At 65.2% G+C, this 17,539-nt stretch carries 11 protein-coding genes; 10 read left to right on the top strand and 1 reads right to left on the bottom strand.

Features of this window, described 5'->3' with window-relative positions; translation table 11 throughout:
- The first annotated feature begins 475 nt into the window (after window positions 1-475).
- The 4 genes from HNP46_RS12910 to HNP46_RS12895 all read left to right on the top strand — a co-directional run bounded on the left by HNP46_RS12910 (window position 476) and on the right by HNP46_RS12895 (window position 11,496).
- Entirely contained in the window at window positions 476-9,337 is an 8,862-nt protein-coding gene (locus tag HNP46_RS12910) for a retention module-containing protein (RefSeq protein ID WP_184589435.1), read from the top strand.
- Between the two features lie 176 nt (window positions 9,338-9,513).
- A complete protein-coding gene (locus HNP46_RS12905; protein ID WP_184589433.1) occupies window positions 9,514-10,698 on the top strand; it encodes a thiolase family protein in 1,185 nt (394 codons plus the stop codon).
- A 200-nt stretch (window positions 10,699-10,898) separates the two neighbouring features.
- Complete coding sequence (locus tag HNP46_RS12900; RefSeq protein ID WP_184589536.1) at window positions 10,899-11,177, top strand: type II toxin-antitoxin system RelE/ParE family toxin; 279 nt, start codon at window positions 10,899-10,901, stop codon at window positions 11,175-11,177.
- Between the two features lie 31 nt (window positions 11,178-11,208).
- The gene (locus HNP46_RS12895) at window positions 11,209-11,496 is read left to right on the top strand and encodes a HigA family addiction module antitoxin (protein WP_184589431.1); all 288 of its coding nucleotides are present in this window, start codon (window positions 11,209-11,211) and stop codon (window positions 11,494-11,496) included.
- A gap of 82 nt (window positions 11,497-11,578) precedes the next feature.
- On the opposite strand, the gene HNP46_RS12890 is transcribed toward HNP46_RS12895, so the two are convergent.
- Window positions 11,579-11,788, bottom strand: a complete 210-nt coding sequence (locus HNP46_RS12890) for a DUF6316 family protein (RefSeq protein WP_184589429.1) — start codon at window positions 11,786-11,788, stop codon at window positions 11,579-11,581.
- 294 nt (window positions 11,789-12,082) lie between these two features.
- Between HNP46_RS12890 and HNP46_RS12885 the strand changes: the two genes are divergently transcribed.
- The 6 genes from HNP46_RS12885 to HNP46_RS12860 all read left to right on the top strand — a co-directional run bounded on the left by HNP46_RS12885 (window position 12,083) and on the right by HNP46_RS12860 (window position 17,492).
- A complete protein-coding gene (locus HNP46_RS12885) occupies window positions 12,083-12,721 on the top strand; it encodes a peroxiredoxin (protein WP_184589427.1) in 639 nt (212 codons plus the stop codon).
- Window positions 12,722-12,906: 185 nt separating this feature from the next.
- A complete protein-coding gene (locus HNP46_RS12880; RefSeq protein ID WP_184589425.1) occupies window positions 12,907-13,923 on the top strand; it encodes an aliphatic sulfonate ABC transporter substrate-binding protein in 1,017 nt (338 codons plus the stop codon).
- Window positions 13,924-13,926: 3 nt separating this feature from the next.
- On the top strand, window positions 13,927-14,745 hold the full coding sequence (locus HNP46_RS12875) for an ABC transporter permease (protein WP_184589423.1): 819 nt from the start codon (window positions 13,927-13,929) through the stop codon (window positions 14,743-14,745).
- Window positions 14,742-15,494, top strand: a complete 753-nt coding sequence (locus HNP46_RS12870) for an ABC transporter ATP-binding protein (RefSeq protein WP_184589421.1) — start codon at window positions 14,742-14,744, stop codon at window positions 15,492-15,494. The genes HNP46_RS12875 and HNP46_RS12870 overlap by 4 nt, the downstream gene beginning before the upstream one ends.
- A 273-nt stretch (window positions 15,495-15,767) precedes the next feature.
- On the top strand, window positions 15,768-16,361 hold the full coding sequence (gene ssuE / locus HNP46_RS12865; protein WP_184589418.1) for an NADPH-dependent FMN reductase: 594 nt from the start codon (window positions 15,768-15,770) through the stop codon (window positions 16,359-16,361).
- 165 nt (window positions 16,362-16,526) lie between these two features.
- Window positions 16,527-17,492, top strand: a complete 966-nt coding sequence (locus HNP46_RS12860) for a sulfonate ABC transporter substrate-binding protein (protein ID WP_184589416.1) — start codon at window positions 16,527-16,529, stop codon at window positions 17,490-17,492.
- Window positions 17,493-17,539 lie beyond the last annotated feature (47 nt).

Below are 17,539 nucleotides of genomic sequence, written 5' to 3'. Positions count from 1 at the left end.
GCTCCTGGTGTTCTGTACTTCGATGCCCTTGAATCGCCAATTTATTGGCTTTTTTCTCTTATCAAGCGTTTCACGCCTGTAACATCAGAGCTAAGAACAACTTTTCGAAAACCTCAGAAGAATTTTTCACAAGGGTTATTCGGAAAAAATCTTATGAGTCATGTGAAAAACCGCACATTGTTTGAACCTGCAAGCCCTCGTGTTTCCTGGGTATGGGCCGGATAGGGCGCTTGCACACGAAGCCAGGTACGGTTTGTAGCAGTTAGGGCGGGGACCACCGCAGAAGGACAAGAAAACGCGTGGCCAGCATGACAGAAAATTGTCGCTGGCTTTTTGATACACAAGCGCTACCAGTCCTGTTCTGCTCCCTTCGCAGCTTTCTTCGCAGCATCCGATACAAGCCTGCCATGGCCTTATTCGGTTACTTGCGCGCCGATGGACTCGGCCGCGGTGCAGTGGAGCGGAGGAAGGACTCATGGCTACTTTGATGGGTGTCGTCAGCAAGGTTATCGGCGAAGTGTTTGCGGTAGCCGCCGATGGATCGCGTCGTCCTTTGGAGCAGGGAGACAAGGTATTTGTCGGCGAGCAACTGGTCACCGGCGCCAATGGCGCGGTGGCGGTGAAAGTCGCCGGTGGTGGCGAGATCACGCTGGGGCGTGACAGCTCGCTGCCGATGACCTCGCAGATGCTTGCCGCCGCGCACCAGGCGGACCAGGGTGATCAGGCCGTTGCCCAGCAACAGCAGCCGGCCACGCCGTCGCAGCAGGACGTCACCGACGTCAAGGCCCTGCAGGCCGCCATCGCCGCCGGCGCCGACCCGACCCAGCAGGCCGAAGCCACCGCCGCGGGACCCACCGCCGCCGGCGCCGCCAACAACAAGCCCGGTGGTGGACACTCCTTCGTGCTGCTGACCGAGGTCGGCGGCCATATCGATCCGACCATCGGATTCCCCACCGGCCCGATCGGCTCGGGCCCGCTGCCCCTGCGCGAGTTCGACGGTACCGCCCAACCCGATGTCGCCGCCGTGACGCCACCGGAACAACCGCCGGTGGACGGCCAGCCGAGCGCCGGCCCCAACGGCCCGGGCCTGGCCAACGTATTCGAGGCCGGCCTGCCCGGCGGTATTCCCGATGGTGCGGGGGAGGGTGCGACCTTCTCCGGCAACCTGGGCTACAACTTCGGCAGCGACGGTGTCGGCAGCTTCACCTGGGGCACGACCGGGCTGCCCAGCCTGACTTCCGGCGGTGTCGCCATCACCTACAGCGTCAGCCCCGACGGCCATGTGCTCACCGGCAGCGCCAATGGCACGCCGGTGTTCACCGTGACCCTCACCAACATCAATACCGGCGCCTTCGAGGTCACCCTGCTGCAACCGGTGGACCACCCGGTGAAAGGCTCCGAGGACACCCTGAACTTCGACATTCCCTACACCATCACCGACGGCAACGGCACTTCGGCCAACGGTTCGGTGAACGTGGGGATCGTCGACGATGCGCCGCAGGCCAGCCTGTCCGCCGACAATGGCGTGGACGTGCTGCTGCAGACCCATGACGCCAACACCGCCGGGGCGGCCTTCGACACCTCCACCGCCGATTACAGCGCGGCGTTCAAGGTCACTGCCAACTACGGCGGCGACGGCGCCGGCAGCACCGAGCTGAGCTACGGCCTGAACCTGGTCGCCGGCAATGGCGCCAATTCGGGCCTGACCAGCGGCGGCGCAACTATCTACCTGTACAGCGTGGGCGGCGCCATCGTCGCTTCCACCGCCTCCAGCGCGGCCGGCATCACCGGCGAGAACACCGTGTTCTCGCTGTCGGTAAACGGCAACACCGGGGTCGTCACCCTGACCCAGTACAGCGCCATCGATCATCCGCTGCCGGGCAGCGAGAGCGGTTTTGCCGGCCAGACCATCGCTCTGGATTCCGGCCTGATACAACTGCAGGGCAACCTCACGGTCACCGACCGCGATGGCGACAGCGTCACCTCCAGCAGCTCCCTCGACCTGGGTGGCCGCGTGAGCTTCACCGATGACGGCCCGAGTATTTCCGTCGGCAACACCGAAGGCCTGCACCTGACGGTGGACGAATCCGCCCTGGGCACCGACGCCACCAGCAGCGTGGCAGCGAGCAGCCTGTTCAACTCCCAGTACGGCGCCGATGGCGCCGGCTCGATCACCTACAAGGTGTCCACCACCGACAACACCGACAGCGGCGTGAAGGACACCGCCACTGGCGACAGGATTTTCCTGTTCAACACTGCCAACGGCGTTGAAGGCCGCGTAGGCGGTGCGGATGGTGCAGTCGCGTTCCGCGTCACCCTGGGCTCTGACGGCAAGATCACCCTCGATCAGGTCCGTGCACTGGTTCACCCGGACTCCACGGATTCCAATGATCCGTTGAGCCTGGGCGAAGGCAAGATCAGCCTGACCGCCACCGTGACCGACGCCGATGGCGACCACCAGAGCGCCAGCCTCGACCTGGGCAGCAAGCTGACCTTCCTCGACGACGGCCCGAGCATTTCCGTGGGCAGCACCGAAGGCCTGCACCTGACCGTGGACGAGACCCAGTTGGGCGTACCGGCCACCAGCAACTCGGTCGCCGACCTGTTCAATGGCCAGTACGGCGCCGACGGCGCGGGCTCGATCACCTACAAGCTCGAAGCCGCCGATAACACCGACAGTGGCCTGAAGGACACCGCCACCGGCGAGAAGATATTCCTCTACAACACCGCCAACGGTGTCGAGGGTCGTCTGGAAGGCACCAGCACCGTTGCCTTCCGCGTGAGCATCGACAGCGACGGCAAGGTGACCCTGGAACAACTGCGCGCGCTGGTGCACGGTGATCCGAACGACCCCAATGATTCGCTGAGCCTGGCCGGCAAGATCGACCTCAGCGCTACCATCACCGACAAGGACGGCGACAGCGCCACCGCGCACATCGACCTGGGCGGCAAGCTGAGCTTCCTCGACGACGGCCCGAGCATCGAGCCGTGCCAGGATGCCGACATCCGCCTGACGGTGGACGAGACCCACCTGGGCGTCGGTGACACCAGCAGCGCCAGCGTGGCCGACCTGTTCAACGCGCATTTCGGCGCCGATGGTGCCGGTTCGATCACCTACAAGGTCGGCACCACCGATGGCACCGACAGTGGGCTGAAGGACACCGCCAGCGGCGAGAAGATCTTCCTCTACAACACAGCCAATGGTGTGGAAGGACGGGTCGGAACCGGCTCTGACGTGGCCTTCCGCGTGACCCTCGACGCCGATGGCAAGGTCACCCTGGAGCAGCTGCGTGCGGTGGTTCACCCCAACGCCAGCGATGCGAACGATGGTGTCAGCCTCGACCCGAACACCCTCACGCTCACCGCCACCATCACGGACGGCGACGGTGACCATGCTTCGGCGAGCCTCGACCTGGGCAGCAAGCTGACCTTCCTCGACGACGGTCCGAGCATCCAGCCGTGCCAGGATGCCGACATCAAGCTGACGGTGGACGAGACCCACCTCGGCCAGCCCGACACCAGCAGCCTGAACGTCGCCGACCTGTTCAACGCCCACTACGGCGCCGATGGCGCCGGCAGCATCGAGTACAAGCTGAGCGCCGCCGACAACACTGACAGTGGTCTGAAGGACACCGCCACCGGCGAGAAGATCTTCCTCTACAACACCGCCAGTGGTGTCGAGGGCCGCCTGGAAGGCAGCAGCACCGTGGCCTTCCGCGTGAGCATCGATCCGGACGGCAAGGTCACCCTGGAACAACTGCGGGCGATGGCGCATCCGGATGCCAGCAATCCCAATGACGCCCTGCACCTGGCCGGCCAGGTCAGCCTGACCGCGACCATCACCGATGGTGACGGCGACCATGCTTCGGCGAGCATCGACCTGGGCAGCAAGCTGACCTTCCTCGATGACGGCCCGTGCATCCAGCCGGCCACCCAGTACGACATCAGCCTGGAAGTGGACGAGTCCAACCTGGGCAACGACGCGCGCGTCGAATCCAGCCTGGTATCGCTGTTGTTCGAGTCGCACTTCGGCGCCGATGGTCCGGGCAGCATCACCTGCAAGGTGAGCACCGTGGACGGCACCGACAGCGGCCTGCGCGAGACCGCCAGCGGCGATCGTATCTTCCTCTACAACGAGAACGGCACGGTGGTCGGCCGCGTCGAGCACAGCAACGCCATCGCCTTCGTGGTCAGCGAGGACAACGGCGCGCTGATGCTCGACCAGCGCCTGGCGCTGGTCCACGGCAACCCCAACGACTCGGACGAACCGCTGCGCCTGGACACCGGCAAGATCACCCTCACCGCAACCATCACCGATGGCGACGGCGACCACGCCTCGGCCTACGTCGACCTGGGCAGCAAGATGGTGTTCTACGACGATGGCCCGAGCATCGAGCCGTGCACCACGGCGGACATCAAGCTGACGGTGGACGAGACCCAGCTGGGCTTGGGCGCCGTTGCTTCCGCCAGCGCCCCGGCCAGCGATGTGGCGGCGCTGTTCAGCAGCCACTTCGGCAATGACGGCGCCGGCGGCATCACCTACAAGCTCACCACCACCGACGGCACCGACAGCGGCCTGAAGGACACTGCCACCGGCAGCAGGATCTTCCTCTTCAACACCGCCAATGGTGTGGAGGGCCGCGTGGAGGGCACCAACCTGGTGGCCTTCAGCGTGACCCAGCACAACGGCGCCATCACCCTCGACCAGCAGCGCGCCCTGGTGCATCCGCTCACCACCGATGCCAATGATCCGCTGAGCATCGGTTCCGACAAGATCACCCTTACCGCGACCATCACCGATGGCGACGGCGACCATGCTTCGGCCAGCGTCGACCTGGGCGGCAAGCTGACCTTCCTCGACGATGGCCCGAGCATCCAGCCCTGCACCGATGCCGACATCCGCCTGGAGGTGGACGAGTCCGACCTGAGCAACAACGCCCGTGTCGAGGCCAGCCTGGTCTCGCAACTGTTCGATGCGCACTTCGGCGCCGACGGCGCGGGCAGCGTCACCTACAAGGTCAGCGTGGCTGTGGACGGCACCGACAGTGGCCTGCGTGCAAGCGCCGATGGCGCACGCATCCTGCTGTTCAACGATGGCAACGGCGTGGTCGGCAAGGTCGAAGGCAGCAACACCATTGCCTTCGTGGTGCGGCCCGATGGCGGGGCGCTGACCCTCGACCAGCGCATCGCCTTCGTGCATCCGGATACCCACAACGACGATGAAGGGCTGAGCCTGGCCAGCGGCAAGATCACCCTTACCGCCACCGTCACCGATGGTGACGGCGACAGCGCCAGTGCCCACATCGACCTGGGCAGCAAGCTGGTGTTCTACGACGATGGCCCGAGCATCGTCGCCAACCAGGCCAACGGCCCGGCGCTGGTGGTGGACGAGAGCAACCTGGGCATCAATGCCAGCGCCAGCGTCACCAGTCTGTTCACCAGCAATTACGGCGCCGACGGTGCCGGCTCGCTGGTCTACAAGGTGGTCGCCAGCACCGAGGGCGGCGACAGCGGCCTGCGCGTCACCAATGGCGACAAGATCTTCCTGTTCAATGAAAACGGCGGCGTGGTCGGCCGGGTCGGCGGCGCCAATGGCGCCATCGCCTTCACCCTGACGGTGAACAACGGCACTGTCACCCTTGACCAGCAGATGGCGCTCAAGCACCCGGACGGCAGCAACCCGGACGACGCGCTGAGCATCGCCAGCGGCAAGATCGCCCTCACCGCAACCATCACCGATGGCGATGGCGACTCCCACAGCGCCAGCGTCGAGCTGGGCAGCCAGCTGAGCTTCCACGACGACGGCCCGAGCATCACCGCCAGTGCCCAGGGCGCGCCCGCCCTGGTGGTGGACGAGAGCAACCTGGGCGTCGACGCCAGCGCCAACGTGACCAGCCTGTTCACCAGCAACTACGGCGCCGACGGTGCCGGCTCGCTGGTCTACAAGGTGGTGGCTGGCGTCGATGGCAGCGACAGCGGCCTGCGCGTCACCAACGGCGACAAAATCTACCTGTTCAACGAGAGCGGCGGCGTAGTCGGTCGGGTCGGCGGTGCCAATGGCGCCATCGCCTTCACCCTGACGGTGAACAACGGCAGCGTCACCCTCGACCAGCAGATGGCCTTCAGGCACCCGGACGCGACCGACCCGAACGATGCGCTGAGCATCGCCAGTGGCAAGATCGCCCTGGTCGCCACCATCACCGACGGCGATGGCGACTCCAAGTCCGCCAGCCTGGACCTGGGCAGCAAGCTGAGCTTCCACGACGATGGCCCGACCATCAGCGTGGACAACAGCCACGTGCCGACCCTGACGGTGGATGAAAGCAACCTGAGCGTCGACGCCAGCGCCAACTTCAGCACGGCCTTCAGCGCCACCGTCGGCGCCGACGGCGGCAGCACCACCTACAGCCTGACGGCTACCACCGGCACCCAGAGTGGCCTGCAGACCACCGATGGGCAGAACATCGTGCTGGTCAGGGTCAGTGCGACCCAGGTCGAAGGGCACGTGGGCAGCACCAGCGGCGCTACAGCCTTCACCGTCACCCTCGACGGCAATACCGGCGTGGTCAAGCTCGACCAGCAGCTGGCGCTCAAGCACCCCAATGCCAGTGATCCGAACGACGCGCTGAGCCTGGCCAGCGGCAAGCTCGGCCTGACCGCCACGGTGACCGATGGCGACGGCGATTCGAAGTCGGCGAGCATCGACCTGGGCAGCAAGCTGACCTTCCTCGACGACGGCCCGACGGCGGTGGACGACAACCCGCGCTGCCTGGTGCAGCAGGCGCCGCCGGCGGTCAACCTGACCCTGGTGGTGGACGTCTCCGGCAGCATGGACGGCAGCAAGCTGATCAACGCCAAGGCGGCGCTGGTCAACCTGGTGCAGCAGTACGCGGCCATGGGCATCGCCATCCACGTCTCGCTGCTGAGCTTCGCCAGCAGCGCCAAGGATCTGGGCGACTTCAACTTCTCCAGCAACTCCGATGCCCAGTTCACCTCGCTGGTGAACAAGATCAACGGCCTGCAGACCGAGGACAACACCAACTACCAGGTCGCGCTCAACCTGGCCAAGGCCAACGTCACCGCCGACATCAATGCCAGCGGCGCCGATCCTGCAGCGATCAACCGCGTGTACTTCATCTCCGACGGCCAGCCCAACGAGGGCAACACCAGCACGGCGATCACCCAGTGGAAGGCCTTCCTGGCCAATCCCGACGGTGACAACAACGACGCCACCAACCACGTCGATGCGTATGCCGTGGGCCTGGGCACCTCGATCACCAACGCCGACCTGGTGGGAATCGACGGCAAGGGCTCGCCGATCATCGTCACCCAGCCCAGCGACCTCACCGCCACCCTGCAGAACCTGGTGACCATCGACTCGGTCAGCGGCAACCTGCTGGCCAACGATGTCCCGGTGAGCGCCGACGGCACGGTGCGCATCACCCAGGTCGAGTTCGGCGGCGAGAAATTCGCCGTGGACGCCTCGGGCGGCTTCACCAACGTCAACCCCAATGCCACCAGCGCCACCGGCAGCTACAACGCCAGCACCGGCCTGCTGACCATCCAGACCACCAGCGGCACCCTGACGGTGTACCTCAAGGATGTCGCGGGGCACCATGCCGGCGACTACACCTACGCCTCCAAGGCCGGCGTGGCCTTCCCGGAGAGCGGGCAGATCAGCGAGGTGTTCAAGTACACCATCGTCGACGGCGATGGCGACACCGCTTCGGCCAACCTCAACATCTGCCTGAAGTACGGCCAGCCGATCCTGGTGGTGGGCAGCAATGCCGGTGACGTCGATGGCTCGTCGGTCCTGCACACCGTCCCCAGCCCGCTGGATGCGGACAAGGCCGGGCAGATCACCGGCAACGGCGGCAACGACGTGCTGATCGGCGATGCCGGCGGCGTGTCGGTCTATACCCAGCCGGGCAAGAACTACAACATCTCGCTGATCGTCGACACCTCCGGCAGCATGGGCGACGCCTCCGGCACCGCCGGGCTGAGCCGCATGGCGCTGGCGAAGAACGCACTGATCAACCTGGTCAACGCGATCAAGGGCCACGACGGGGTGATCAACGTCAGCCTGGTGTCCTTCAGCGACAACTCGCACGTCACCACCTTCAACGGCCTGACCACCGCCAACGTTGCCGCGCTGATTGCCGCCATCAATACGCTCAGCGCCAACGGTGCGACCAACTACGACGATGCCATGAAGGCCGCCTCGGCTTGGTTCAACACCCAGGTCGGCACCAACCATGCCGATGCGGCGCACGGCTACGTCAACCTGGCGTTCTTCCTCACCGACGGCAACCCGACTGTCTACAACGGCAACAGCGGCAGCGGCGACACCACCAACTACAACGACATCAATGCCGCGCTCACCTCCGGCAACGACATGCTGCACCACGCTGGCGCCCTCACCGGCGACAACGCGGTGGACGTCAATGCCATCGGTATCGGCAACGGCATCAACAGCAACTACCTGAAGTTCTTCGACAACACCGATACCACCGGCAACGGTTCGGTGACCCTGGACGGCAAGACCATCACCGCCAGCGTCGGCGAACCGCAGATCATCAACACCGCCGAGCAACTGCAGGCGGCGCTGCAGGAGGGCTTCAGCACCAGCACGCCGGTGACCGTGGGCAACGACCACCTGGTCGGTGGTGCGGGCAACGACATCCTCTTCGGCGACGTGATCAACACCGACGCACTGTCCTGGGCCGGGCACGCCGCCGGCACCCACAACGGCCAGGGCTTCCAGGCCCTGGTGGACTACCTGACCGCCACCAACGGCAGTGCGCCCAGCGTCAGCCAGATCACCAACTACATCGTCCAGCACGCGGACCAGTTCAATGTCGCCGGCGATACCCGCGGCGGCAACGACATCCTCGAGGGCGGCGCCGGCAATGACCTGATGTTCGGCCAGGGCGGCAACGACAAGCTGATCGGCGGGCCGGGCGACGACATCATGTACGGCGGTACCGGTGCCGACGAGTTCATCTGGAAGTCGGGCGATACCGGCCATGACGTGATCAAGGACTTCAGCATCAGCGAGGGCGATACCCTGAACCTCGCCGACCTGCTGCAGGGTGCGCTGCCCACCGCCGACTCGCTGGCCCACTACCTGACCTTCTCGGTCAGCTCGGGGACTACCAGCATTGCGGTCAGCCCCACCAGTGGTGGCACAGCGACCCAGACCATCGACCTGGCCAACGTCGATCTCTCCGCCAAGTACGCCGGGCATGTCGGCAATGGCGTGCTCTCGGCCGGGGATACCCACACCGTGCTCAACGGCCTGCTGGGCGATCACGCGATCAAGACCGACACCGTCTGACCGGCGCAACGCCGGTGGAAACCGCCGCCTCCGGGCGGCGGTTTCGTTCCACCCCGCCCAACGAGGGTGGGGGCAGGCCTATACGGCTGGTGAATGATCGTCGCCGTGCGTCCTCAGCGGCGCTTATGCTCGCCGCACACCTTTCCTCAGTCCAACAACAAGCAACGAGGTTTCCCATGCGCGAAGTGGTGATCGTCGACAGCGTCCGTACCGGCCTGGCCAAGTCCTTCCGGGGCAAATTCAACATGACCCGTCCGGACGACATGGTCGCCCATTGCATCGACGTGCTGCTGGCGCGCAACAACCTCGATCCGCTGCTGGTGGACGACTGCGTGGTCGGCGCCGGCTCCAACGAGGGCGCCCAGGGCCACAACATCGGCCGCAACGCCGCCGTGCTGTCGCGCCTGGGCACCCATGTCGCCGGCATGACCCTCAACCGCTACTGCTCCTCCGGCCTGCAGGCCATCGCGATTGCCGCCAACCAGGTGGCCTCGGGCTGCAGCGACATCCTGGTGGCCGGCGGCGTCGAGTCCATCAGCATGACCGCGGGCAAGATGAACCGTGACAACTTCGTCAACCCGCGCCTGGAGTCGGATTTCCCCGGTATCTACTACCCCATGGGCCAGACCGCCGAGATCGTCGCCCGCCGCTACAACGTCACCCGCGAGCAGCAGGACCTCTACTCGCTGCAGAGCCAGCAGCGCACCGCCCGCGCCCAGGCCGAAGGCCTGTTCGACGACGAGATCGCGCCGATGCAGGTGAAGTACCTGGTGGAAGACAAGGCCACCGGCGAGAAGAAAGTCCTCGACGGCGTGGTCGAGCGCGACGACTGCAACCGCCCGGAGACCACCCTGGAAGGCCTGAACTCGCTGAAACCGGTATTCGCCGAAGACGGCTCGGTCACCGCCGGCAACGCCTCGCAGCTCTCCGACGGCGCCTCCATGACCCTGGTGATGAGCCTGGACAAGGCCCTGGAGCTGGGCCTCAAGCCCAAGGCGTTCTTCCGCGGCTTCACCGTGGCCGGCTGCGAGCCCGACGAGATGGGCATCGGCCCGGTGTTCTCGGTGCCCAAGCTGCTCAAGGCCAAGGGCCTGCAGGTCGCCGACATCGACCTCTGGGAACTCAACGAAGCCTTCGCCTCGCAGTGCCTGTATGCCCGCGATCGCCTGGGGATCGACAACGAGAAGTACAACGTCAACGGCGGCTCCATCTCCATCGGCCACCCCTTCGGCATGACCGGCTCGCGCCAGGTCGGCCACCTGGTGCGCGAACTGCAGCGGCGCAACCTGCGCTACGGCATCGTCACCATGTGCGTGGGCGGCGGCATGGGCGCCACCGGCCTGTTCGAGGCCGTTCGCTGAGCACCACGGGCGAGGGCGCACGCCCTTGCCCGGTCAGCGCCGGCTGCTCCACGCAAGCGGCCCGGCATTGAAGAACCCCCGGCGGTGACGCCGGGGGTTTTCTTTGGCGGACGTTTCCCGCAAGCCATGCGGCTTGGTCGACATCCGAGGCGGGAATGGTATGATCGCTAATGCGTGATGTTTTTCATCACACTCTGGTGATGATCATCAGTTTCCGCCACAAGGGCCTGCAGGCCTTCTACGAAACGGGTACGACCCGCGGGATTCGCTCCGACCATGCTCGCCGCCTGGCGCGCATGCTGCCGTTCCTGAACAACGCCGCAAGTCCTGCTGATGTGGCTATTCCCGGTTGGCGACTGCACCCGTTGAAGGGATCACTGGATGGCTTCTGGTCGCTGACCGTCAGTGGCAACTGGCGGATGATCTTTCGCTTCCTGGGTAGCGACGTGGAGCTGGTCGACTATCTGGACTACCACTGAAACTACCGGCTCCTGAGAGGAGGGCGCATTCATGGCCATGGCCAATCCCCCACATCCAGGTGAAACGCTTCTGGAGGACGTGCTCCCCGAACTGGGGTTGAGCGTGGCCGCGTTGGCCCGACACCTGGGATATGCGCGAGAAACCCTGTCACGCGTGCTGCATGGTCATGCCCCGATCAGCCCTGATCTGGCCTGGCGGCTGGAGCTGGCTGGTATTGGCAGCGCACGCACCTGGCTTGGCGTACAGGCGGATTACGATCTGTGGCAGGCCCAGCATCGTGAGCAGCCACACATCGGCCGCCTGGCGAGCATTGCCTGAGTCGCGATGATTGTCCGTCGCGGACAAAAGAAAACCCCGGCACCAGGCCGGGGTTTTTCGTTTGCACTAGATCAGCCGGTGATCACTGCGTCACGCGCGCCATCAATCCCGCCGCCTGCTGCATGCGGCTGATGTACTGGACGATTTCGCGTTCGGCATCGAAGCGGGTGAAGTAGGGACCTTCCAGGGTTCCCTCGCGGGTGGAGAAGAAGTACTGGCCGTTGACCGAACTGATCCGGTCGCTGCGGTAATGGGTGGCCGCCTGGCCGTCGCCGACGCGTTGTCCCAACATATGCTGACCTCCCGAACAAAAGGATTAATTCATCCGAGTGTATGCCGCAAAGCCCCGCCGTACAGGGGCTACAGGCGGATGGCGACGAACGGTGAGGGTTTGTCTCATGGATGAAACACCGTGTCTTCCGGGCGTTGGCTGAAGCTTGTCTATGCTCAGTGTCCGGCGACGGTCGTCGTCGAACAGGGTCAAGAAAGATTGTTGTTTTTGGTTATAAGAAAATCAAAATATATTCTTTTTAATGCGTAAAGACCTTGTGCATAGTGGCTACCAACACGAACAAGGAGAGACCCCATGAGCTTGCGACTCGGCGACATCGCCCCCGACTTCGAACAGGAATCCAGCGAAGGCCGCATCCGTTTCCATGAATGGCTGGGCAACAGCTGGGGCGTGCTGTTCTCCCACCCGGCCGACTTCACCCCGGTGTGCACCACCGAGCTGGGCCTGACCGCCAAGCTCAAGGACCAGTTCGCCGCCAAGGGCGTGAAGGTCATCGCGCTGTCCGTCGACCCGGTGGACTCCCACGTGAAGTGGATCGACGACATCAACGAGACCCAGAACACCGTGGTCAACTTCCCGATCATCGCCGACGCCGACCGCAAGGTCTCCGAGCTGTACGACCTGATCCACCCGAACGCCAATGACACCCTCACCGTGCGTTCGCTGTTCGTCATCGACCCGAACAAGAAGGTGCGCCTGACCATCACCTACCCGGCGAGCACCGGGCGCAACTTCAACGAGATCCTGCGCGTCATCGACTCGCTGCAGCTCACCGACAACCACAAGGTCGCCACGCCCGGCAACTGGCAGGACGGCGACGACGTGGTGATCGTGCCCTCGCTCAAGGACGAGGAAGAGATCAAGCAGCGTTTCCCCAAGGGCTATCGCGCCATCAAGCCCTACCTGCGACTGACTCCTCAACCCAACAAGTGACTCTCCGCCCCCCATCCGGGGAGTCACTGCACGAGCAAACCTCGAGCGGAAATAGGGCCGGTTCGCCGGCCCATTTTTTATCCTTCATGCGCGGACCACGCCGCGCTTTTTTATTCGCTGTATCCCTGTCCTGACTTGCCCGCCAAACGGGAAGAAGACGCAAGCCCACGCCAAGGAGAACGACCATGGGTCATTCCACCTGGCGCCGCAGCCTGGCCGTCGCTCTTCTCGCGAGCCTGCCGATCGGCGCCTACAACAGCCCCGCCCAAGCCGCAGACGCACCGAAAGAAGTGCGCCTGGACTACGCCTACTACGCGCCCACCAGCCTGGTACTCAAGCATTTCGGCTATCTCGAAAAAGCCCTCAAGCCGCAGGGCACGCAGGTGCGCTGGGTGTTCAGCCAGGGCAGCAACCGCTCGCTGGAATACCTCAATGCCGGCAGCACCGACTTTGCCTCCACGGCGGGGTTGGCTGCCGTGCTCAGCCGCGCCAACGGCAGCCCGCTGAAGACCGTGTACATCGCCAGCCGCCCGGAGTGGACCGCGCTGGTGGTGCCCAAGGATTCGCCGCTGAAGTCCGTTGCGGACCTCAAGGGCAAGAAGATCGCCGCCACCAAGGGCACCGACCCCTACCTGTTCCTGCTGCGCAGCCTGCAACAGGCCGGGCTGGACAAGAACGACGTAGAGATCGTCCACCTGCAGCATCCGGACGGCCGCGCCGCGCTGGAGCAGGGCAGGGTGGACGCCTGGGCCGGCCTCGATCCGCACATGGCCGCCAGCGAGCTGCAGGCCGGCTCGCGTCTGCTTTACCGCAACGTCGACTTCAACAGCTACGGCGTACTCAGCGTCACCGAGAAATTCGAGAAGGAGCAGCCGGAGCTGATCAAGCAGGTCATCGCCGCCTATGAAGAGGCGCGCCAGTGGGCCGTGGCGCACCCGGAAGAAACCGCCAAGCTGCTCGCTGAGGAAGCCAAGCTGCCGCTGGAAGTGGCGAAGTTGCAACTCTCGCGCACCGACTTCAGCAAGCCGCTGCCGGGAGCCGAGCAGGTTGCCGCGCTGAAGGCCGCCGCGCCGATCCTGCTGGACGAGCAACTGGTGCGTCCGGGGACCGATGTCACCGCCGTGGTCGATCAGCTGATCGCGCCGCAACTGGCCGGTGAAGTGATGGGCAAGGCCGGTGCTGTTGCCAAGGCGGAGCAATAATCCATGCCCACCCAGAGCCTGCGTCTGGCCCGCCAGCGCCGCACAGTGAAACTGCGCTGGCCACGGCTGAGCTGGCGCGCCTGGCTGGTGCCGCTGTTGCTGTGCGGCGCGCTGGAGTTGTCAGTGCGCGTCGGCTGGTTGGCCGAACATCAGATGCCGGCGCCCAGCAGTGTCGCGCTGACGCTCTGGCAACTGGCTCAGGGCGAGCTCTGGAAGCATGTTGCCGCGAGCCTGGCGCGGGTCGCCGCCGGCTTCTTCATCGGCGCGGCGGCCGCGGTGCTGATCGGCACCTGGGTCGGCCTCAGCCAGCGCGCCGAGGCTTATCTGGAGCCTACCTTCCAGGCGCTGCGGGCCATTCCCAGCCTGGCCTGGGTGCCCTTGCTGCTGCTCTGGCTGGGCATCGACGAAACCCCGAAGATCGTGCTGATCGCCCTTGGCGCCTTCTTCCCCGTTTACCTGTCGCTGGTGGCTGGCGTGCGCAACGTCGACCGCAAGTGGGTGGAACTGGGCCGGCTGTATCACCTGTCGCCCTTCGCTCTGGTGCGGCGCATCCTCCTGCCGGCGGCGCTGCCGAGCCTGTTCACCGGTCTGCGCGGCGCGCTGAGCCTGAGCTGGATGTTCCTCGTCGCCGCCGAACTGATCGCCGCCACCCGTGGCCTGGGCTACCTGCTCAGCGACGGCCGGGAGACCTCGCGTCCGGACATCGTCATTGCCGCCATCCTGGTGCTGGCGGTGCTCGGCAAGCTCAGCGACAGCCTGCTCAAGGCGCTGGAGCAGCGTGCGCTGGCCTGGCGCGATACCTTCCTGGGAGAGGCTCCATGAGCGCCTTGCTGCAACTGCGCGATATCCGCAAGAGCTTCTCCGGCGTGCGCGTGCTGGACGACGTCAGCCTGAGCCTGGCGCCGGGCGAAGTGGTCAGCCTGCTGGGTCCCAGTGGTTGTGGAAAAAGTACCCTGCTGCGCATTGCCGCCGGGCTGGACGATGAGTTCGCCGGCTCGCTGGAGCGCAACCCGCTGCTCGGCTTCGGCCCGGATGGTGACAGCGGTCGGGGCGGCGGTGGCATCGGCGTGGTGTTCCAGGAGCCGCGCCTGCTGCCCTGGCTGACCGTCGCACAGAACATCGGCTTCGCCGACGGCTGGCTGGCCGACGACCAGCGCATCGAGCACCTGTTGCGCGACGTGGGGCTGGAAGGCAAGGGCGAGCTGCTGCCCAAGCAGCTCTCCGGTGGCATGGCCCAACGCGCGGCCATCGCCCGTGGCCTCTATGGCCGGCCGCAGGTGCTGCTGCTGGATGAGCCCTTCAGCGCGGTGGACGCCTTCACCCGCATCCGCCTGCAGGACCTGATCCAGCAACTGGCGCTGGAATACGACATCAGCATCCTGCTGGTCACCCACGACCTCGACGAAGCCTTCTACCTCAGCGATCGCGTCCTGCTGCTGGGCGGCACACCCAGCCGCCTGCGCCGCGAATTCCCCGTGCCGCTGCCGCGCCCGCGTGACCGTCGCGCCGTGGAGCTGGCCTTCCTGCGCGGCGAAGCGCTGACCGAGCTGCACCAGTCCCACGTCATTTGAGCCTTCGCTCTGCGTAGGATGGCGTGGAGCGTAGCGATACCCATCGATCCGAGCGCGCCGGCTGGCAGCATGGGTATCGCTGCGCTCCACCCATCCTACGAGCCCCGCCTGAAAAGGTTCGCGAGCAAGCTCGCTCCTACAGTAAAAACCAAATCGCATAACTAAATGAATAAATACCATTTATTGGAATATACGAAGGGCTGTTAAGGTCTATGCACATTGGTTAGCAGGTCGCTATCAGAAGCGTCCTGATCGTTATAAGGAAATGTGCAGATGTATGTAGTCACCCTTGCCGGCAGCCCCAGCCAGCGTTCCCGCTCCGGTGTCCTGCTGGACATCGCGCGGAGCTGGCTGCACGCCCACGGCGCCGAGGTGCGCTCCTACAGCGTGCACGACTTCCCGGCGGAAGACCTGCTGCATGCGCGCTTCGACAGCCCGCGGGTGGTCGAGCTGATCGAACAGGTGCTGCGCGCCGACGGCCTGGTGATTTCCACCCCGGTGTACAAGGCGTCCATCGCCGGTGCGCTGAAGGTCATCCTCGACCTGCTGCCGGAGCGGGCGCTGGCGCACAAGGTGGTGCTGCCCCTGGCCACCGGCGGCAGCAACGCTCACATGCTGGCGGTGGACTACGCGCTCAAGCCGGTCCTCGCCGCGTTGAAGGCCCAGGAAACCCTGCACGGTGTGTTCGCCGAGGAGAGCCAGGTGCAATACCCCGAGGGCAATACCCCGGCGCGCCTGGAGTCGACCCTCGAACATCGACTGCTGGAATCCCTGGAACAGTTCCACGGCGCCCTCGCGCGCCGACCGAAACCCATCGACCCGAACCTGCTCAACGAACGGCTGATCAACGCCCGCTGGAGCATTTGAAGAAGAGCGGCTGCAGGCGACAGGCTGCAAGCTACAGGTAAAAGCAAGAGCGCAGGCTGAGCCCCGATCGGGCAGGTGGCGACTCTTGAACAACATGAAAGGCCCTCACCGTCCCGACAACGGGACCGCAGGTCCGGCAAGCACACTCGATAAAGGAGCACTCCCATGCGGACCCTCACTTTGCGTAGTGGACTGGCGGCCCTGCTGATCGCAGCCCTGTCCTACAACGCCCAGGCAGACGAACAACCCGGTACCCTGCGTATCGGCTACCAGAAGTACGGCACCCTGGTGCTGCTCAAGGCCCGTGGCACGCTGGAGAAGCGCCTGGCCGAGCAGGGCGTCAAGGTGCAATGGACCGAATTCCCCGGCGGCCCGCAGCTGCTCGAAGGCCTGAATGTCGGCAGCATCGACTTCGGCGTCACCGGCGAAACCCCGCCGGTGTTCGCCCAGGCCGCTGGTGCCGATCTGGTCTACGTCGCTCACGAACCGCCGGCGCCGACCAGCGAGGCGATCCTCCTGCCGAAAGATTCGCCGATCAAATCCGTCGCCGAGCTCAAGGGCAAGAAGGTCGCCCTGAACAAGGGCTCCAACGTGCACTACCTGCTGGTGCGCGCCCTGGAGAAGGCCGGCCTGAAATACAGCGACATCCAGCCCGTGTACCTGCCGCCGGCCGACGCCCGCGCCGCCTTCGAGCGCGGCAGCGTGGATGCCTGGGTGATCTGGGACCCGTACCAGGCCGCCGCCGAGAAGCAGCTCTCCGCCCGCACCCTGGTGGATGGCAGCGGCCTTGTGGATAACCACCAGTTCTACCTGGCGACCCGCCCCTATGCGAACAACCACCCGCAGGTGATCACCACCCTGATCGACGAAGTGCGCTCGGTGGGCGAGTGGTCGCAGCAGAACCCGCAGCAGGTCACCGACCAGGTCGCGCCGCTGCTCGGCCTGCCGGCGGACATCACCTTCACCGCGGTGAAACGCCAGGGCTACGGTGCCCAGCCGATCACCCCGGAAGTCACCGCCGCGCAGCAGAAGATCGCCGACACCTTCACCCAGCTGAAGCTGATTCCCAAGCAGCTGAGCATCAAGGACGTGGTGTGGACGGCGCCGGCCAAGGTCGCTACCGCCCAATGAACCTCGCGTAGGAGCGGACTTCGTCCGCGATCGATTTCCGACAGCTC

This window comes from Pseudomonas nitroreducens, assembly GCF_014204515.1.
Classification (GTDB): Bacteria; Pseudomonadota; Gammaproteobacteria; order Pseudomonadales; family Pseudomonadaceae; genus Pseudomonas; species Pseudomonas nitritireducens_A.
This window is presented reverse-complemented; position numbering and strand designations above follow the sequence as displayed.